Origin of the sequence: Mycobacterium sp. E3198 (assembly GCF_001667015.1) — a bacterium.
Taxonomy (GTDB): Bacteria; Actinomycetota; Actinomycetes; order Mycobacteriales; family Mycobacteriaceae; genus Mycobacterium.
In genome coordinates this window covers 44,103-63,198 of the sequence record NZ_LZIS01000109.1, presented here as the reverse complement: position 1 = coordinate 63,198, position 19,096 = coordinate 44,103, and the positions used below count along the sequence as shown (strand labels likewise).

Sequence of the window (19,096 nt, the reverse complement as noted above, 5' to 3'; positions counted from 1 at the left end):
GCCAGCTTGGGTGCCAGCGGCTCACCGGTCAGTGCCCGGCGCTCGCCGAGATCCTCGGCCTCATCGACGCGCCGGCCCGCCTCATTTTTGGTGATACGTAACCGATCAGCCAGCGCCGAGCGCAGCGTGCCGCCCAACTCGGCCTTGCTGGCCTGCGCCCCGAGCTGATTGATCAAGTCGTGCTGGGCCCAGCGCAGCCGGCGCGCCTCACACTCGAGGCGTTCCAGCGCCCGTAACCGCTCCGGCGTGGTGAACACGTCAAACGACAACGCGCACAACCGGTCCACGTCGGCGCGCAACGCATCGAAGACCTCCACGATCTCCTCACGACTGCTCGCACCCATGCCCCAGACTCTACGAACACCCACCGACAAGATCGGCCGAGTTGTGACCACTGAAACCACAGTGGCGCAAGTTATTACAGACAGCCGATGGCCGAACTCGCGGGTGATGACGGCCGGCTCACCACAGGGCGGCGATGGTGCCGCCGTCGGCGATCTGGGTGGTTCCGGTGATCATCGACGCGTCGTCGGACAACAGGAACGCCACGATGCTGGCCATCTCCTCCGGTGCGGCCATGCGGCCCTGCAAGCGCGCGATCATCGCGCCTGCGCCGCCCTGTCCGAGCGCCTCGTCGAACAGTGTCATGGCGGTCTGCTGCATCGGGGTGTCGACGAATGCGGGCAACAACGCATTGGCGCGGATGTTGGACGGACGCAGCTCGGCGGCCGTGATGCGGCTGAGGTGGCTGATGCCGGCCTTCGACATGCCATATGCCCCGGTGCCCCCCACGGCGATATGACCGGCAAGCGACGACATGTTGACGATCGCTCCCCCGCCGCGCTCTATCATCCGGGGCGCCGCATGCTTGGTGCACAGCCATGCGCCGCGGAGGTTGATCGCGATGACGCGATCGAAGTCCTCGCAAGTGGTGTCGATGAGCGAAGCCATATGAACGACACCGGCATTGGCGACGAGCTTGTCCACGCCGCCGAACGAGTTGACGCACGCGTCGACCATGCCGATGACCTGTGGCTCGTCGCTGACATCGACCCGATGACCGATTGCGCCAGCACCGATCTTGCGTGCGGCCGTCTCGGCGGCCGAGCCGTCGATGTCCGCGCAGAGCACGCTGCACCCTTCGGCGGCGAGCCGCTGAGCGACCGCGAGACCGATCCCCGCACCGGCCCCGGTGACGATCGCGGCCTTGCCCGCCAAGTCCGGATGGTTCAACCCGCAGCCGCCAACGTTTCAGCTCCCAATCCGTGCTCGCGGATGGCCCCGAACAGGACAAGGCCAAATCCTGGCACGTCGTCGGAAAGTTCGAGGGCATACACGCCAAGATCGCGCAGGATCCAGGCGACCGTCTGCGACATCGGGTCGCCGGCGGCCGACCGGGCGTAGAGGCCGCAGGCCCGCGCCGCGCCGGAGGGACGCAGATACACGACCACGCCGCCGCGTTGCGCCGACATCCTGGCCAGCGCGCGGTGCAACTCCCCGCCGCATCGGCACGCCGCCGAGCCGAACACGTCGCCCGTCAGGCATTCCACATGGACGTGCAGCGGGACGGGAACGCCGGCGTCGGCCGCGCCGATGATCACGGCCAAATGCTCACCGCCGCCGTGCATCTCACGAAATCCGATGACGCGACAGTCGCCGGCCCAGGTGGGCAGGGTCGTCTCCGCCAGCCGGACCACCTGCGGTTCGGTGCGCTGCCGGTACGCCGCAAGCTCGGCAATCGACACCACCGCCAGCCCGTGCTCGACGGCGAACTCGACGAGCTCCGCGCCGCGGGCCATCTGGCAGGGGTTGCGGCGCGAGACGACCTCGCAGAGCGCCGCGGCCCGGCCGCGCCCCGCGAGGTTCGCCAAGTCCACCGCGGCCTCGGCGGGTCCCGGCCGGCCGAGCACCCCGTCGGCCGCGGCACGCACCGGGAGCACGTGGCCCGGACGGAGGAAGTCCGAAGCCACGGATTCGGGGGACGCCAGCGCCGCGATGGTTCGCGCGCGGTCCCGCGCCGAGATCCCGGTGCCTGTCCCGCGAAAGTCGACCGACACGCAGAGTGCGGTGTCGCGGTGGCACATCGGCGGCAGGTTCAGCCGTTCGCACTCCGGGCCCGGCAACGCCACTTGGACATATCCCGAGGTGTGCCGGATGGTGAAAGCAAGCAGGTGCGTCGTCGCGGCGTCGGCCGCGAAGACCAGATGACCGTCGTCGTCGGCGTCGCCGGTAAGCACGACGGGATGCCCCGAGGCCACCGCGCCGATGGCGCGGCGCACCCGAACGTCGGTTGTCTTCACGAACGCAGCCCGCCAAGAAAATCGAGCAACAGCCGGTTGGTCTCCTCGGGCGCTTCCTGCTGAATCCAGTGCCCGACGTCGGAAATCATTTGGGTCCCACGGTAATTCGGCATGACCTCGTGCGCGCGCTCGATGGCCTCGGCGCCCCAGGCGGTGCCGACGTCGTATTGCCCGCCGATGAACATCGCGGGTGGCGTGAGCGGCTTGCCCTCCTGGAAGGCCAAGTCATGCCAGTCGTTGTCGATGTTGTGATAGAAGCTCAGCGGTCCCCCGAAGCCGGACCGCTCGAATTCGCCGGCGTAGAAATCGACGTCGGCGTCGGTGAGCCACTCGGGCATCGTCTCCGGGTAGAGGAAGGCGTCCTTGAGTTTCGCCCCCTCGGCCATGCAGAGCGGACCGGCGCGGATCACGTCGATCGGACTCATGGATTCCAGGTCTACTCCCGCGTCGACCGCTGCCTTGGTCGCCGCGATCATCCCCTCGCCGGATACCGTGTAGGTCAGCCCGAGCAACCAGCCGCGCACATCCTCCTCGATTTCGGCGATGATCCCGTCCTGCGCGGAGAAGTAGTCCTGATACCAGATCCGGCCCTCGCCGGCGAGCTCGAGGTGGTAGTCGTTGGGACGGTGCTCGCCGAAGGGACTGCCCGGCAGGCCGATAACGCCGCGACCGGCGAACGGAACGCTGATCCCGACCACGCCGGCACACCGCTCAGGATGCAGCCAGGCGAAGGTCCACGCGACCGGCGCGCCCCAGTCGTGGCCCACCACGATCGCCTTGTCGGCGCCGTAGGCGTCGATGACGCCCACGACGTCACCGACCAATTCCTTGATGCGGTAAGCCGATTGCACGCGGAACTTCGACGAACGCCCGTAGCCCCGCTGGTCGATTGCCACCACCCGGTAGCCCGCGGCGGCCAGCGCGGGAAGCTGATGGCGCCATGAGTACCAGGACTCCGGAAAGCCGTGCAGCAGCACCACAAGCGGCCCGTCTGGGCTGGCGAGGCCCTCCTCGACGGCATGAATTCGTGTGCCACGACAGTCCAACGAGCGATGAACCTGCGCCATCATTTCGCCTTCCTTCACCGGGACCTACAGCATTCGGCTCGGCGCCGATCCGCCCACGGCCACCAGCCGCTCGGCGGGATCGGCGACCGGCACCGTGTGATTCTCGTAGTTGCGGGCGATCAGTGTCTTCTGGCCGGACAATCTGGTCCGCGCCCACTTGCCGACGACGCGGCCGGCGATCCCGGGCTTCATCAGCGCCGCCGGTGGTTTGACCAGGTGGACGACGGCCAAGAATTCGCGATAGGCGTCGAGGTCGTCGTGCACCAATTCCACCAGGCGATCCATGTACCAGGTGAGCGCCCGGAAATAGAAGGGACGCTTCTTGTCGACGTCCTTCATCCAGTCGAAGCGCAGATTCTGTTCGCGGATCACGAACCAGGCCGTGTCGGCCATCTTGGCGATCGCCCGGTAGTAACGGCGCGGCAGCTCCCGGTGTCCCGGACCGTACTTGTCCAGCAACACCTGCATCTCGCGGACTTCCTTGAGCGCCAGGCTCATACCCAGGCCGGACACCGGGTCGGCGCTGGTATACGCGTCGCCCACGGCCAACAGCGCCCGCGGCAGGTTGCGCTTCTTCTCGTAGTGCAGCCGGAGCATGTTCGGATAGCGGAAGTTGTAGATCGGCGAGGCCGGCTCCAGGCCGTCGATGTTCTCCCCGATGACCGGTGACGGCATGAGATCGGCGAATTGACGGAACTCCCGGGCGGTACGGGGCGGCGAGTAGCAGTTGTACGCCACCAGCGACGTGGACAGGATGGTGCGTGAGCTGTCCGTGTAGTACTGCGCGGCGTAGGTGTCCTCGAACGGGCGGTACGCATAGCAGATCACCATGACCTTGTCCTGCCACTGCCGGTCGGGCGGGACCCGGTGCTGCATCGTCGAGTAGAAGCAGTTGATGATGTCCTGCTCCACCTCGGGAGCCCCGATGCCGATGCGGTCCAAGAATTCCGGCATCCGGGTGTTCTTGCCCGACGCGTCGACGACGAACTCGGCGGGCAGCACTTCCAATGTGCCGTCCCGGGTTCCGCTCACCGTGACGCCGACCCCGACGATGGCGTTGTTGGCGTGATCGAAGACCAGGTCGACCACCTCCGACTCGTAGCGGAAGTCGATCCGGGGCTCGTCGTCGAGGCGGCGCCGGACACACCATTCCAGCAGCGGCCTACCGGCACACACAATCTCGATGTCACTGGTGCCGGGTTTCTTCCAACTTCCCCCCACCCGGATCCGGTACTGGGCCGCCATGTCGACTTTGAACGCGCCCTCGCGCACCATGTCGTCGACGATGCCGGGAAAGAAACGCTCCAACTCGATCTGTCCGGCGGTCAGCAGGTGGTGCAGATGCCAGCCCTGCGCCGCACCCGGCCGGCCCTCGCGTCGCCGATGCGGATCGTCCTTCTCGAGGACGATGACCCGCTCGAAGGTCTCGCTGAGCACCTTCGCCGCCGCGATGCCCGCGATGCTCCCCCCGATGACCACCGCGGTTCCGCGGCCTCGACTGCGCAGGTCGGCAATGTCCAGGCTTGCGGGATCGAGCTGAATCGGGTTGCGGCGCCGCGCCGCACCGCTGGGCACGAACTTCTCGTAGTACAACCCGACGCGATGGAAACCGTTGCTATCCAGCCAGGTTCGGGTGGCCTCTACCATCGGCGCGGGCCCGCACAGATACACGTCGGCGTCACCGCCGGCCAGCATCCGCTCGTCCAGCAGGTCCGTGACGAGACCCGTCCGGCCATCCCAGCCGGCGTCCGGGCGCGCGACGATGACGTGCACGTCCACGGCCGAGACCCGGCGCCCGAGCTCCCTGAGTTCGTCGAGCTTGCACAGGTCTTCGGCGGAGGTCACACCGTAGAGCAGATGGACCGGCTGGCCGGTGTCGGCGCCCAGGCTCCGGGCCATGGCCAGGATGGCCGACAACCCCGTGCCGCCGGCGACCAGGATGACCGGGCGAACGACCGGGCGCAAATAGAAGCTGCCTTTGCTGCACCGCAGCGCGATATGGTCGCCCGGTTTCGCGCGGTCGCGCAGATAGTTCGACATCGCTCCCTCCGGCAGCAGCCTGATGATGAACTCCAGTTCGCCGCTGCCGTCGGCGGGATGCGCGTACGAGTAGTTTCGCCATGCGGTGGTGCCGGGAACCTGCAACTGGGCGAACTGGCCGGCCCGGTAATTCAGGGGCGCCTCCGTCGGCGCGAAATGCGCCGAGACATCCAGGCGCAGCACCGCGGTGCTCCGCGACACCAAGTCGACCGCGGTCACCACGCCGTCGCAGCTGACCAGCAGCGCAGCGTTGTCGTCGGCCGGATATTGCAGTTCGATGCGGCAATCGGAGGTGGGGAACGTCTGGCAGGTGAGGATCTTTCGCGCCGCGCGCTCCACGTCGGACAGGCCCTCGGTGCGTCCCATCTCGTACTGGCCGGCGGTACAGGTGGCGACGCAGGTGCCACAGATTCCGCTTTGGCATTCGTTGACGATCGCCACACCGTGTTCCTCGGCGGCGTCCAAGACCGTCTGGTCCGGCCGCACCGGCATGGCCTTGTGCGTTCCATCCGAATAGTCGACGGTGACCTGACAATCCGCCATCGTCAGACGACCGCTGTGACGGGCTTCTTGGCGATGCGCGCGTTGAGTCGGGGCATGACCTCTTGGGCCAGCAGCCGCAGCGACTCCTTCCACGGGCCGGGGTTGTCGATGTAGTCGAATCCGAGAACCAGGAGGTGGCCGAACCCGCCCACCTGGTCGTAGGTCGCCTCGAGTTTGTCGACCACCGTGTCCACCGAGCCGACCACAAAGGTGTTCTCGGCGAGGTATTCGGGCGTCACGTCGTCATCGGGCACCGACGGGTTGTGCTTGTAGAACTTGGTCATGCCGAACATCCGGAACGTCGGCAGCACGTATTCGCGCATGGCGCGCCCCATCGTGCCGTCGACCGCGTAGCGGAAGGCCTGCTCGTCGGTCTCGGCGACGAAAACCTCCCGCACCAAACGCCAATCGCGGCGATCCGGCGTCCGGCCGCTGCGCTCCGCGCCCTCCAGCACCGCATCCCAGTGGGTGGCAACGTATTCGGTGTTGAGATCGAGGCTCATCGGAAGATAACCCCGCTCGCCCGCCAGCTTGAGGGTCTCAGAGCCCGCGCTGAACCCGGTGACCCCAATGGGAGGATGCGGCTTCTGGAACGGCTTGATGTGGCGCTTCATCAGGCCCTCGAACATCGGCGCGATTCCGTTGGCGTTCCAGTACTTTCCGCGATGCTCCCATGGCTCGTCCTCGGTCCAGATGCGCAACATGATTTCGAGCGCTTCACGCGTCATCTCGCGGTGCTCGCCGTTCTTTCCGTCCACGTCATACAGCGCCCAGTCGCCTGGGATCCCACTGGCGCCGACGCCGAGCATGAAGCGGCCCTGCGCGAGGTGATCGAAGTAGGCCACCCGATGGGCCAGTTCGACCGGGTGGTGATAGGGCAACAGATGTGCCCCGGGCGCGAGCTTGATCGACGTGGTGCGCAGCAACGCCTGCGCCAAGAGAAGGTCGGGCGCACAGATCGGTTCCCAGGGCACGGTGAAGTGTTCGCCGACCCAGGCCTCGACGTAGCCGAGTCGGTCGGCCAGTTCGATCATGTCGAGGTCCCACTGGGTGGCGTCATACAGGCTGCGCTCCGGTGGATGGGCCGGCATCAGGAATATTCCGATCTCCATGGTCAACCCTTCCCGTTCTCACGTTGGCTGCGCGTGTACTGATGTAGGTATACCACAGTACTAGCAAGATACTTCGTTACACACAAGAGCCATTTTGCTTGGGAGTTTGGCGAGAGACCGTTCACGACAGCCCGTATTGGCTATGGACATCGTGGTGTGGTCCCGCGTAATCTCCCACAGGTCACCCGTTCGGAGCGCAGCGAGCAGTAAAAGGAGTCGCCATGAACGTCACCGGGCTCCATCCGGTCGGTGCTCGGCAGAGGTCCGCGCAACAGTTCGACTTCATCCGCTACGAGACGATCGACGACGGTCGCATCGCTGCAATCACCCTTGATCGCCCGAAACAGCGCAACGCGCAGACGCGCGGGATGCTGGTCGAGTTGGGCGCCGCGTTCGAACTCGCCGAAGCCGACGACACGGTCCGCGTCGTCATCCTGCGGGCGGCCGGTCCCGCCTTCTCCGCCGGGCACGACCTCGGATCCGCGGACGATGTGCGGGAACGCTCACCCGGCCCCGACCAGCACCCCACCTATCAGTGCAACGGGGCGACGTTCGGCGGGGTGGAGTCGCGCAATCGCCAGGAGTGGCACTACTACTTCGAAAACACGAAGCGGTGGCGAAACCTTCGCAAGATCACCATCGCCCAAGTGCACGGCACGGTCCTGTCGGCGGGCTTGATGCTGGCCTGGTGCTGCGACCTGATCGTCGCGAGCGAGGAGACCGTGTTCGCCGACGTCGTAGGCACCCGGCTCGGCATGTGCGGGGTCGAGTACTTCGGGCATCCGTGGGAATTCGGGCCGCGCAAGTCGAAGGAGCTTCTGCTCACCGGCGATTGTATCGGCGCCGACGAAGCGCACCGGCTCGGGATGGTGAGCAAGGTGTTTCCCGCGGACCAACTAGCAACCAGCACAATCGAATTCGCCCGCCGGATCGCCAAGGTCCCGACCATGGCCGCGTTGCTGGTCAAGGAATCGGTCAACCAAACCGTCGACGCCATGGGTTTCACCACAGCACTCGACGGCTGTTTCAAGATCCACCAGCTCAATCACGCCCACTGGGGGGAGGTCACCGGCGGGAAACTCTCGTACGGAACCGTCGAATACGGGCTCGACGACTGGCGCGCGGCGCCGGAGATCTTGCCGTCGACCAAGCACCGCCCCTGAGCCCGGACGCCGCGCCGTGGACATCACCTACCCGCCCGAAGCGGAAGCGTTCCGCGACCGGATCCGCGCCTTCCTCGCCGAGCATCTCCCGGCCGGTTGGTCGGGAGCCGGCGCATTGCCGCCCGACGAGCGGGAAGCGTTCGGGCTGCAGTGGCGACGGTCGCTGACCGCCTGCGGCCTGGTCGCGGTGTCGTGGCCCCGGGAATTCGGCGGGGGCGGCCTTTCCCCCATCGAACAGGTGGTGCTGGCCGAGGAGTTCGCCCGGGCCGGCGCGCCCGAGCGGGCCGAAAACGACCTGCTCGGGATCGACCTGCTGGGCAACACGCTGATCGCGCTGGGGTCGCAGGCGCAAAAGGAGCATTTCCTGCCGCGCATCCTCAGCGGCGAAGATCGCTGGTGCCAGGGGTTCTCGGAGCCCGACGCCGGCTCCGATCTGGCCTCGGTACGCACCAGGGCCCTGCTCGACGGCGACAGGTGGGTGATCAACGGGCAGAAGATCTGGACCTCGGCCGGTCACTCGGCCAACTGGATCTTCCTGCTTGCGCGCACGAATCCCGATGCCCCCAAACACCAGGGCCTGTCCTTCCTGTTGGTGCCGATCGAACAACCCGGCGTCGAGGTCCGGCCGATCGTCAACGCCGCCGGACACTCGTCGTTCAGCGAGGTTTTCTTCACCGGTGCCCGTACGGCAGCCGGCAATGTGGTGGGCGGCACGGGAAACGGATGGCCGACCGCGATGACGCTGCTCGGGTTCGAACGCGGCTCCCAAGTCACCACCGCGGCCATCGAATTCGGCCGCGACCTCGAGCGGCTTTGCGAACTCGCCCGCGAACGCGGCATGAACGCCGATCCGCAGATCCGGGCCGGCCTGGCCTGGTGCTTCTCGCGAGTGCAGATCATGCGCTACCGCGGATACCGCGGCCTCACCTTGTCGCTGAACGGGCGGCTGCCCGGTGCGGAGGCGGCGATCAGCAAGGTCATCTGGAGCGAATATTTCCGTCGCTATACCGATCTCGCCGTCGAGATACTCGGCCTCGACGCGCTCGGTCGGCGCGGTCCGGGAAACGGCGGAGCCCGGTTGGTCCCGCAGGCGGGCACGCCCAACTCCCCCGCCTGCTGGATGGACGAGCTCCTCTACGCGCGGGCCGCGACGATCTACGCCGGCAGTTCGCAGATCCAGCGCAACGTGATCGGCGAGCGGCTGCTCGGCCTGCCCAGGGAGCCACGTCTGGAAGCCGTTCGCTGACATGGATTTCCGGTACGACCACGAACAGGAAGCTTTCCGCGCGTCGCTGCGGGGATTCCTCCGCGATCAAGCCCCTGCGGCGCGGGTGCGCGAGGCGGCGGCCGCGGACGGGTGCGACAGGAAGCTATGGCAGCGGCTGTGCACCGAATTGGAGTTGCCCGGTCTGCACACGCCGGACGAGTACGGCGGAGTGGGCGCCACCCTCGTCGAGACCGCGATCGCGTTCGGCGAGCTGGGCCGGGCGCTGACACCCGTCCCTTTTGCGGGCACGACATTCGCGATCGACGCGATTCTGCAGGCGGGCGATGAAGAACAACGCAAGACCCTGCTGCCCGATCTGCTGTGTGGCGAACGGATCGCGGCGTTCGCCGCCAGCGCGCACGATGTCGCGGACCCCGCCGCGGCGACTGTGCGCTCCGAACGCCGGAACGGCCGCACCGTGCTCACCGGCGAGTGCGCGGCGGTGCTGCACGGGCACGTCGCGGACCTCTTCGTCGTCCCTGCGGTGGCCGACGGGGCGGTGGGATTCTATGTCGTAGCGGCGGACGCTCCGGGAGTCGCGGTCGAGCGGCTGCCCTCGTTCGACATCACCCGTCCCGTCGCCCAGCTGCGGCTGGCGCAGGCACCGGCCGAAGCGCTGACCGCCGGCTCACCCGACAACGTGGCGCGGGTGCTCGACGTGGCGCGCGCGCTGCTGGCCGCGGAGATGCTCGGCGGCGCCGAGGCCTGCCTCGACCGTACGGTCGAATACGCAAGGACCCGAAAACAATTCGATCGGCCCATCGGTTCGTTCCAGGCGATCAAACACGCCTGCGCCGACATGATGATCGAGATCGATGCGACCCGTGCGGCGGTGATGTTCGCCGCGATGAGCGCCGCAGCGGGCCGGGAGTTTCACATCAGCGCGCCGCTGGCCAAGGCGCAGGCCGCCGACACCTACGTCCTGTGTGCAGGGTCCGCGATTCAGATTCACGGCGGCATCGCGTTCACCTGGGAACACGACCTGCACCTGTACTTTCGGCGGGCCAAGACGACAGAGGCGCTCTTCGGCAGCAGCGCCCGGCACCGAGCGCTGCTCGCCGACCGCGCCGGGCTGTAGGACCCGACGATGAACGCCCCGGCATGCACCGGCATCACACTCGGCGACGTGCTCGCCCGGCACGCCCAAGTCCGGCCGGACGACGTGGCGTTCGTCGATCCCTACCGGCGGTGCAGCTTCGCCGAGATGAACGAGCGGGTGACGCGGCTGGCGAACGCGTTGTGCGCGGACGGGGTTGGCCAGGGTGACCGGGTCGCGGTGGTCGGACTGAATAGCCTGGACCTCGTCGAAGTATGGTTGGCCGCGCTGCGGCTCGGCGCCGTCGCGGTGCCGCTGAACTTCCGACTGGTGCCCGAAGAAATCGCCTACGTGCTCTCGGACAGCGGAGCCCGCACGGTGGTCACCGACCGCGCTTGCGCACCCGCTGTCGCGCAGGCACACGCCCAGGCGCCGTCGGTGCGCAGCGCCCGCACGATCGGCGGCGACCTGGACGAAATCGCGCTCGACGCGGGCGATCACGCGGATCCAGGCACTGTGGCAGACGACGCGCCCGCATTCCTCATGTACACGTCGGGGACGACGGGCTTCCCGAAGGGCGCGGTGATCACCCACCGCAACCTGTACCTGCATGCCCTGAGCGTGGTTGCCACGCTGGGCTTCCGAAACGACGACGACCGCTGGATGGCGCACGCGCCGCTGTTCCACATCGCCGGTGTCTCGGGGATGTTGCCGACGTTCCTCACGGGCGGCACGGTGATCATCCCGCCCTCCGGTGGCTTTGATCCGCAGGCCGCCGTGCGGACGATCGTCGAGGAGCGAGTCACGTCGTGCTGGATGACGCCGTCGCAATGGCAGGCCGTCTGTGCACTGCCCAGCCTGCCCTCACGCGACCTGAGCCGGCTGCGGCGCGTGTGGTGGGGAGCGGCGCCGGCGTCGACGGCGTTGCTGCGCACGATGATCGACGCATTTCCCCGTGCCGAGATCGTGGCCGCGTTCGGGCAGACCGAATGTAGCCCGATCACCTGCCTGCTCCGCGGGGTGGACGCGATCGAAAAGATCGGTTCGGTGGGCACTCCGATGCTCAACGTCGAGGTGCGCATCGTCGATGACGACATGAACGATGTCCCGCGCGGCGAGATCGGGGAGATCGTGTATCTGGGCCCGCTGGTGATGAAGGGGTACTGGGGCAAAGAGGTCGAGACCGCCGAGGCGTTTCGCGGCGGCTGGTTTCATTCGGGTGACCTCGTCCGGCAGGACGGCGACGGCTACGTCTACGTCGTGGACCGCAAGAAGGACATGATCGTCTCCGGCGGAGAGAACATCTACAGCGCGGAAGTGGAAAACGTGTTGTCCGACCATCCCAAGGTCGCCGAGGTCGCGGTCATCGGAGTGCCCGACCCGAAGTGGGGCGAGACCCCGATGGCGGTCATCGTGCCGCGCGACCCCGATGACCCGCCGACCGACTCCGACCTCGAGGCGCACTGCCGCGCGCGCCTTGCCGGTTACAAGCGTCCGCGCCGCGTCGCAGTCGTCGGTGCGTTGCCGCGCAACGCCGCCGGCAAGGTGCTCAAGAACCGGCTGCGCGACACCTACGCCGGGGCGGATTCCTACGACGTGGGACCGGTCGACACGCCCCTGCTGGAGGAGACCATCGGGACCAACTTCGAGCGAACGGCACTGGCGTACCCCGGGGTCGATGCGCTTGTCGAGGTCGCCGGCGGCCGGCGCTGGACGTACGCGGAGCTGGATGCCGAGATCGACTGTGTGGCGCGCGCATTGATGGCCAGCGGCATCGAGCGCGGCGACCGGGTCGGCGTCTGGTCGCCCAACTGTGCGGAGTGGACGATTCTTCAGTACGCCACGGCCAAGATCGGCGCGATCCTGGTGGCGATCAATCCCGGTTACCGCACCCGCGAGTTGTCGTACGTGCTGAGGCACTCGGGCACTCGACTGTTGGTGTCGGCGGCGGATTACAAGAGTTCCGACTACCGCCGCATGGTCTCCGAAGCGCGATGCGACGTTCCCGGGCCGGTGGACGTCGTGTTCCTCGGAACGGGCGACTGGCAACGGTTCAAAGAATGCGCCGATCGGGTATCCACGGAAGCCTTGCGCGACCGAATGGCCACGATTTCCCCATCCGATCCGGTCAACATCCAGTACACCTCCGGCACAACGGGTTTACCCAAGGCCGCTACCCTGTCGCATCGCAATATCCTCAACAACGGATTCTTCGTCACCGAGCTGATCGGGCTTCGCCCCGGCGACCGGCTCTGCATCCCGGTGCCCTTCTACCACTGCTTCGGCATGGTGATGGGCAACCTGGGCTGCACGGCACACGGCGCCACGATGGTGATTCCGGCGCCCGGCTTCGACCCCGCCGCCACCTTGACGGCAATCGAACGCGAGCGCTGCACCGGCCTGTACGGGGTGCCGACCATGTTCATCGCGATACTCGGCGACCCGCACCTCGGCGATCGCGACGTGTCGTCGCTGCGGACCGGGATCATGGCGGGCGCCTCGTGTCCGGCCGAACTGATGAGGCGCTGCGTCACCGAACTCAACATGGCCGAGCTGGCCATCGCCTACGGCATGACCGAGACGTCCCCCGTGTCGTGCCAAACGCTGATCGACGACGACCTGCACCGCCGGACCTCAACCGTGGGGCGCGCGCATCCGCACGTCGAGGTCAAGATCGTCGACCCGGACAGCGGCGAGATCGTGAAGCGGGGCCAGCCCGGCGAACTGTGCACTCGCGGCTACTCGGTGATGCTGGGCTATTGGCGCGACGAAGCCAAGACGCGCGAAGTCATCGACGACGACGGATGGATGCGTACCGGGGATCTGGCGGTGATGCGAGACGACGGCTATTGCGAGATCGTGGGCCGGAGCAAAGACATGGTGATCCGCGGCGGGGAGAACGTGTATCCCCGGGAGATCGAGGACGTGCTGCTCACCCATCCCGACGTCGAGGACGCGCACGTGATCGGCGTACCCGACGAGACCTACGGCGAGGAGCTGTGCGCGTGGATCAGGATGCGGCCGAATCGCCCGCCCCTGGACACCTACGCGGTGCGGGCCTTCTGCGCGGGAAAGCTCGCGCATTACAAGGTTCCGCGCTATGTCCACATCGCCGACGAGTTCCCGATGACGGCCACCGGCAAGGTCCGCAAGGTGGACATGCGGTCGGAATCGGTGCGGCTGCTGGGGTTGTGAAGGCTACCCCACCGCCGCCAGCGCCGCGTCGTAGTCGGGCTCCTGCGCGATCTCGGGCACCAACTCGGTGTAGGCGACCTTGCCGTCGGCGCCGACCACGACCACGGCGCGCGCCAGCAGCCCGGCCATCGGGCCGTCGACGATGCTGACGCCGTAGTCCTGGCCGAAGCTGTCGCGGAACGCCGATCCCGTCTTGACGTTCTCGATGCCCTCCGCGCCGCAGAATCGCGCCTGCGCGAACGGCAGGTCGTTCGACACGCACAACACGGACGCGCCGCCGTCCGCCGCGCGCTGGTTGAAGGTCCGCACGCTGGTCGCGCACACCGGTGTGTCGATGGACGGAAAGATGTTCAGCACCACGGGCTTACCGCTGAACTGGTCGTTGCTGACCGCGCCCAGGTCCGTGCCGACCAGGGTGAAGGCCGGGGCCGGGGATCCGACGGCAGGAAGCTCGCCGACGGTGTTGATCGGGTTTCCACGCAGGGTTATCTGTGCCATGGGGCACAGTCTGCCAAGCCCGCTGCGGAGGCGTCGGGGCAGGTCGGCATGTCCTAATTTGTGGGGTACTGGGCGTAGACGCCATGACGGGTCCGGGCCGAGACTGAGTCCATGGCTCGCAAGGTGGTGATCGTCGGCTTCCCCGGCGTTCAGGCGCTCGACGTGGTGGGACCCCACGACGTGTTCACCGGCGCATCGCTGCTCACCGAGGGCGGGTACGACGTCCTGGTGGCCTCGCTCGACGGCCGGCCGGTCACCACCGCCACCGGCCTGGCCTTCCTGGCCCAACCGCTGCCCGACCCGAGCGAAGCGATCGACACCGTCGTGCTGCCCGGCGGCGGCGGCGTCGAGGACGCGCGATCCGATCCCGAGTTGCTCGACTGGATCAAACGGGTCACCGGGAACGCCCGCCGCGTGGTCACCGTCTGCACGGGCGCGTTCCTCGCCGCCGAGGCGGGGCTGCTGGACGGCCGGCGGGTGACCACGCACTGGGCGTTCGCCGCGCGGTTGGCCCGCGAGTTTCCCGCCGTCCAGGTCGATCCGGACCCGATTTTCGTCCGCAGCTCGGACACGGTGTGGACGGCCGCGGGGGTCACCGCCGGAATCGACCTCGCGCTGTCCCTGGTCGAGGACGACCACGGCACCGACGTCGCGCAGACGGTCGCCCGCTGGCTCGTGCTGTACCTGCGCCGCCCGGGCGGCCAGACACAGTTCGCGGCGCCGGTGTGGATGCCGCGCGCCAAACGGGCCCCCATTCGCGAGGTGCAGGAGGCCATCGAGGCCCAACCGGGCGGTCAGCACAGCATCGGGGACCTGGCCCGCCGCGCGGCGATGAGCCCGCGCCATTTCACTCGGGTCTTCACCGACGAGGTGGGTGAGGCGCCGGGCCACTACGTCGAACGCATCCGCACCGAGGCCGCGCGCCGGCAGCTGGAGGAGACCGACGACACCGTCGTCGCGATCGCGGCCCGGTGCGGCTTCGGCACCGCGGAAACGATGCGACGCAATTTCATTCGGCGCGTTGGCATCTCGCCGGACCAGTACCGCAAGGCGTTCGCCTGATCGGAGAAAGGATCACCCCGATGTCCCAGACCCAAATCGCCATCGTGGCCTACCCCGGCTTCACGGCGCTGGACATGATCGGCCCGTACGAGGTGCTGCGCAACCTGCCCGGCGCGGAGGTGCGATTCGTGTGGCACGAATCCGGGCCGATCACCGCCGATTCCGGCGTGCTGGTCATCGGCGCCACCCATTCGCTGGCCGAAACCCCCTCCCCCGACGTGATTCTGGTGCCGGGCGGCCCGTCGACGCCGGTGCACGCGCGCGACGAGGCGCTGCTGGAGTGGCTGCGCCGGGCGCACGCGACCGCCGACTGGACGGCGTCGGTGTGCTCGGGTTCGGTGATCCTGGCGGCCGCCGGGTTGCTCAAGGACCGCCGCGCCACCTCGCACTGGATCGCCCTTCCCGCGTTGAAGGCATTCGGCGTCACCCCCGTGTCCGACGAGCGGATCGTGCACCAGGACAACGTGATCACGAGCGCGGGCGTGTCCGCCGGGCTGGACCTGGCGCTGTGGCTGGCCGGGCAGATCGCCGGGGAGGGCCGTGCCAAGGCGATCCAGCTCGCGATCGAATACGACCCGCAGCCGCCCTTCGACTCCGGGCACATGTCCAAGGCGTCGGCGAGCACGAAGGCCGCCGCCACGGCGCTGCTGTCCAGGGACAGTGTCAAGCCCGCCCACCTGAAGGCCACCACCCTGCTGGCCTGGGATCGGGCGCTGGGTGCGGTCCGGTCGCGCCGACGCAGGCGGGTCACCGCCGCGGCGGCCGTGCCGGTCGGCAGATCGTGATGCGCGCGGGGCTTGACTTCGTTGTTTAGCGATCCCTAAATTTAGAGGATGCTTAACAACGAGTCGCCCGATCCCGTATCGCTCTACCGCGCCGCAACATCGCGTGCCGTCGCCGCCGTGGAAGCGGTCAGCCACGACCAGCTCGGCTGGCCGACCCCATGTTCCGAGTGGTCGGTGCGCCAGCTCATCGACCACCTGGTCGGTGGCGCCGACTACCTTCTCGCGTCGGCGACCGGCGCCGAGCCGGTCCCATCGACCGGCGCGCCCGGCACCGACTACCGAACCGGTGTCGAGCGCGTCCTGACCGCGCTGGAATCGCCCGGCGCGCTGGAGCGCGTTTGCGTGTCACCGCTCGGCTTCGACTGGTCGGTGTCGGACGCGGTCGCCGGGACGTTCATGGACGTATTGATCCACACCTGGGACCTGGCCCGGGCGACGGGTCAGGACGAACGGCTCGACGCGGGCCTGGTGGAGGCCTGCGCGGCGATGTTCCTCCCCGAAATGCCAAGGCGCGGGCGCGAAGCCGGGATCATCGGCCCCGAGGTGGCGCTCGGCGAGGGCGCTTCGGCGCAGGACCGACTCCTGGCGGCGATGGGCCGCACACCATGACCGAGCCGGCCGTCGAGGACGCCATCAGGGCGCTGGCCCACCCGGGCCGGCGCACCATGCTGCGGCTCGTGTGGGATCAGGAGCGACCCGCGTCCGCGCTCGCCGAGGCCGCGGGGCTGTCGAAATCGGCTGCCAGCCAGCACCTCAAGATCTTGCGCGACGCGGGTTTGGTCGACGTCCGCGTCGATGCGACACGTCGTTTGTACCGCGCCGACCTGGCGCGGGTCGCCGAGGTGGCGGCGCTGCTGGACGACTTCTGGGCGGCGCCGCTGCAACGGCTCCGCACCGCCGCCGAGGGCGAAGCGCCGTGAAGCTGGTCATCCAGCAACTGGCGGTGCGGGCCACGCGCGAGCGTGTCTTCGAATTGTTCACCGACCCAGAGCAATTCGGTCAATGGATGGCCGAGGGCGCAGCCTTGGACGCAACCCCGGGCGGCGTCGTCCGCTGGACACACCCCAACGGCGACACCGTGTCGGGGCGCTACGTCGAGGTCGACCCGCCGCGGCGGATCGTGTTCACCTACGGCTGGGAGCGCGCCGACGTCGGGATCCCGCCCGGCTCAACCACCGTCGAGATCGACCTCACCTCCCAGGCCGACGGCACCACGCTCGTCAAGCTGGTCCATCGCGGTCTCGACGACGGGGCCGCGCGAGCTCACGACGGCGGCTGGACTCACTACCTCGATCGGCTGCGCCGCAACGCCGAGGGCGACGATGTCGGCGCCGACCCGTGGGCCGACCGCTGCGTGCCGAGCCGTGCGGAACGACGTCGGTGATCGGCGGGCCCACCGAAGCCCGGTTCTGGTCGGTCGCCGAACCGCTGTTGGCCGACGCCGCCGTCACCCGGTCGACCATGATGGGCCTCCCCTGCCTGCGGGCCGACGGCCGATTTTTCGCCTCTTTCGACCGGCGCAACACCGCGCTGCTCGTCAAGCTGCCGGCGGCCAGGGTCGACGAGCTCGTCGAATCCGGTGCGGCCGAACCGTTCGCGCCGTCGGGTCGGCGCTTTCGCGAGTGGGCCTCCATCGGGTCGGGACGCCCGGACGCGTGGCCCGCGCTGCTTCGCGAAGCGTTCGCGTTCGTCGCGGGCCAGGGGTCTTCGGGCGATTAGCCCTTATGCGCTGGGCTGCAGGAATTCGGTCGACGCCAGTTGGCCGCCGGCCTGCATCCAGGCCGCGACCACCCGGGGCGCGTCCCGGTTCGGGTTGTAGATGTCCTCCTCGCTGGAGAACAGGCCGTCGCCGGCGTAGACCAGCCGGGTCCAGTTGGGGAACCAGAACGGCTCGCCCTTCGGATCGGTCGGATGGTCGAGCAGGTTCTTGATCATGATGACGACGGCGTCGTTGTCGTCGTCGTAGGCAATCCAGTCATTCGGAAAACGCATGTGCGGGAAAGGCGCCATCACCGCGACGATCCAGTCCCGCACCGCCTCGCGGCCGTGGAAGACGCCGTAGTGGTGCTCGGTGTAGACGACGTCCTCGGTGAAGAGATCCGCGAACGGTCTCCAGTCGCCGGAGGCGCTGCACCCCTCGACGACCGTGGTGTAGTTGTCGACGGCTTGCTCGATTTCGGCCCTGCTGAATTTGCCCATAGCGGACACACTAGAACGTGTTTCGATGCAAGGTGACTGCTCTGAATGGGGACAAAGCATGAGCGTGCTGAACTTGTTCGACTTGCACGGCAAGAAGGCTCTGGTCACCGGGGCGTCCAGTGGCATCGGGAAGGAAGTGGCGCTGGCCTACGTCCAGGCCGGCGCGGAAGTGGCGATCGCGGCGCGACACGCCGAGGCCTTGGACGAGGCCGCCGCGGAGCTGACGGCGGCCGGCGGGCGGGTCGTGCCCATCAGTTGCGACGTGACCCGGCCGGACCAGGTCGACAGCATGCTCGACCGGGTGACCGCGGAACTGGGCGGCGTCGACATCGCGGTCTGCAACGCCGGGATCATCACCGTCACACCGATGCTGGACATGGCGCCCGAGGAATTTCAGCGCATCCAGGACACCAACGTGACGGGCGTGTTCCTCACCGCCCGGGCCGCCGCGCGGGCGATGGTCGCGCAGGGGCGGGGTGGGACCATCATCACCACCGCCTCGATGTCCGGACACATCATCAACATCCCGCAGCAGGTCGGCCACTACTGCGCCTCCAAGGCGGCGGTCATCCACCTGACCAAGGCCATGGCCGTCGAGTTCGCGCCGCACAAGATCCGGGTGAACAGCGTCAGTCCCGGCTACATCCTCACCGAGCTCGTCATGCCCATGGTCGACCTGCACGCCCAGTGGGAGCCGAAGATACCGATGGGCCGCCTGGGCCGGCCCGACGAACTCGCCGCCCTGTACGTGTATCTGGCCAGCGAGGCGTCCAGCTACATGACCGGCTCCGACATCGTGATCGACGGCGGTTACTCCTGCCCGTGATCG

19 protein-coding genes and 1 pseudogene are annotated in these 19,096 nt (G+C 67.9%); 12 read left to right on the top strand and 8 right to left on the bottom strand.

The features are described 5' to 3' along the window. The 6 genes from A5673_RS12695 to A5673_RS12670 all read right to left on the bottom strand — a co-directional run. The coding region (locus A5673_RS12695) for a DUF222 domain-containing protein (RefSeq protein WP_156748141.1) at positions 1–344 on the bottom strand (344 nt) is incomplete at its 3' end. 118 nt (positions 345–462) lie between these two features. Then, on the bottom strand, positions 463–1,233 hold the full coding sequence (locus A5673_RS12690) for an SDR family oxidoreductase (protein WP_068232256.1): 771 nt from the start codon (positions 1,231–1,233) through the stop codon (positions 463–465). Next, a complete protein-coding gene (locus tag A5673_RS12685) occupies positions 1,230–2,300 on the bottom strand; it encodes a 3,4-dihydroxy-2-butanone-4-phosphate synthase (protein WP_068232253.1) in 1,071 nt (356 codons plus the stop codon). The genes A5673_RS12690 and A5673_RS12685 overlap by 4 nt, the downstream gene beginning before the upstream one ends. Continuing rightward, a complete protein-coding gene (locus A5673_RS12680) occupies positions 2,297–3,367 on the bottom strand; it encodes an alpha/beta fold hydrolase (protein ID WP_068232269.1) in 1,071 nt (356 codons plus the stop codon). Before A5673_RS12680 ends, A5673_RS12685 begins: the two co-directional genes overlap by 4 nt. Before the next feature lie 24 nt (positions 3,368–3,391). Next, positions 3,392–5,950, bottom strand: coding sequence for an FAD-binding oxidoreductase (locus A5673_RS12675; RefSeq protein ID WP_068232249.1), 2,559 nt, complete (start codon positions 5,948–5,950; stop codon positions 3,392–3,394). Between the two features lie 2 nt (positions 5,951–5,952). Further along, a complete protein-coding gene (locus A5673_RS12670) occupies positions 5,953–7,062 on the bottom strand; it encodes an LLM class flavin-dependent oxidoreductase (protein WP_068232246.1) in 1,110 nt (369 codons plus the stop codon). A 221-nt stretch (positions 7,063–7,283) separates the two neighbouring features. On the opposite strand from A5673_RS12670, the gene A5673_RS12665 reads away from it, so the two are divergent. From A5673_RS12665 to A5673_RS30610, 5 genes and pseudogenes are all read left to right on the top strand, one after another. Then, the gene (locus A5673_RS12665; protein WP_068232243.1) at positions 7,284–8,225 is read left to right on the top strand and encodes an enoyl-CoA hydratase; all 942 of its coding nucleotides are present in this window, start codon (positions 7,284–7,286) and stop codon (positions 8,223–8,225) included. A gap of 16 nt (positions 8,226–8,241) precedes the next feature. Beyond that, complete coding sequence (locus A5673_RS12660; RefSeq protein ID WP_068232240.1) at positions 8,242–9,471, top strand: acyl-CoA dehydrogenase family protein; 1,230 nt, start codon at positions 8,242–8,244, stop codon at positions 9,469–9,471. 1 nt (position 9,472) lies between these two features. Continuing rightward, the gene (locus A5673_RS12655) at positions 9,473–10,570 is read left to right on the top strand and encodes an acyl-CoA dehydrogenase family protein (RefSeq protein ID WP_068232237.1); all 1,098 of its coding nucleotides are present in this window, start codon (positions 9,473–9,475) and stop codon (positions 10,568–10,570) included. A 9-nt stretch (positions 10,571–10,579) separates the two neighbouring features. Beyond that, positions 10,580–12,061 (top strand): annotated as a pseudogene (locus A5673_RS30615) (long-chain-fatty-acid--CoA ligase); the annotation flags it as partial. 27 nt (positions 12,062–12,088) lie between these two features. After that, positions 12,089–13,723 carry an AMP-binding protein gene (locus tag A5673_RS30610; protein ID WP_369806479.1) on the top strand — a complete coding sequence of 545 codons (1,635 nt, stop codon included), beginning with the start codon at positions 12,089–12,091 and terminating at the stop codon, positions 13,721–13,723. A gap of 3 nt (positions 13,724–13,726) precedes the next feature. Here the strand turns inward: A5673_RS30610 and tpx are convergent, their stop codons facing one another. Then, entirely contained in the window at positions 13,727–14,221 is a 495-nt protein-coding gene (gene tpx, locus A5673_RS12645) for a thiol peroxidase (protein ID WP_068232234.1), read from the bottom strand. Between the two features lie 111 nt (positions 14,222–14,332). On the opposite strand from tpx, the gene A5673_RS12640 reads away from it, so the two are divergent. From A5673_RS12640 to A5673_RS12615, 6 genes are read left to right on the top strand one after another with little or no spacing between them, the layout of a single operon-like run. Then, complete coding sequence (locus A5673_RS12640) at positions 14,333–15,283, top strand: GlxA family transcriptional regulator (RefSeq protein ID WP_068232231.1); 951 nt, start codon at positions 14,333–14,335, stop codon at positions 15,281–15,283. A 20-nt stretch (positions 15,284–15,303) separates the two neighbouring features. After that, complete coding sequence (locus tag A5673_RS12635; RefSeq protein ID WP_068232228.1) at positions 15,304–16,068, top strand: DJ-1/PfpI family protein; 765 nt, start codon at positions 15,304–15,306, stop codon at positions 16,066–16,068. 48 nt (positions 16,069–16,116) lie between these two features. Then, positions 16,117–16,677, top strand: coding sequence for a TIGR03086 family metal-binding protein (locus A5673_RS12630; RefSeq protein WP_068232225.1), 561 nt, complete (start codon positions 16,117–16,119; stop codon positions 16,675–16,677). After that, positions 16,674–16,988, top strand: a complete 315-nt coding sequence (locus A5673_RS12625; protein WP_068232222.1) for a helix-turn-helix transcriptional regulator — start codon at positions 16,674–16,676, stop codon at positions 16,986–16,988. Before A5673_RS12630 ends, A5673_RS12625 begins: the two co-directional genes overlap by 4 nt. Continuing rightward, complete coding sequence (locus A5673_RS12620) at positions 16,985–17,452, top strand: SRPBCC domain-containing protein (protein WP_068232217.1); 468 nt, start codon at positions 16,985–16,987, stop codon at positions 17,450–17,452. The genes A5673_RS12625 and A5673_RS12620 overlap by 4 nt, the downstream gene beginning before the upstream one ends. Further along, complete coding sequence (locus A5673_RS12615; protein WP_068232214.1) at positions 17,449–17,787, top strand: hypothetical protein; 339 nt, start codon at positions 17,449–17,451, stop codon at positions 17,785–17,787. The genes A5673_RS12620 and A5673_RS12615 overlap by 4 nt, the downstream gene beginning before the upstream one ends. A 3-nt stretch (positions 17,788–17,790) precedes the next feature. On the opposite strand, the gene A5673_RS12610 is transcribed toward A5673_RS12615, so the two are convergent. After that, positions 17,791–18,267 carry a nuclear transport factor 2 family protein gene (locus A5673_RS12610; protein WP_068232211.1) on the bottom strand — a complete coding sequence of 159 codons (477 nt, stop codon included), beginning with the start codon at positions 18,265–18,267 and terminating at the stop codon, positions 17,791–17,793. A 58-nt stretch (positions 18,268–18,325) separates the two neighbouring features. On the opposite strand from A5673_RS12610, the gene A5673_RS12605 reads away from it, so the two are divergent. Continuing rightward, entirely contained in the window at positions 18,326–19,093 is a 768-nt protein-coding gene (locus A5673_RS12605; protein ID WP_068232209.1) for an SDR family oxidoreductase, read from the top strand. The last annotated feature ends 3 nt before the right edge of the window (positions 19,094–19,096 follow it).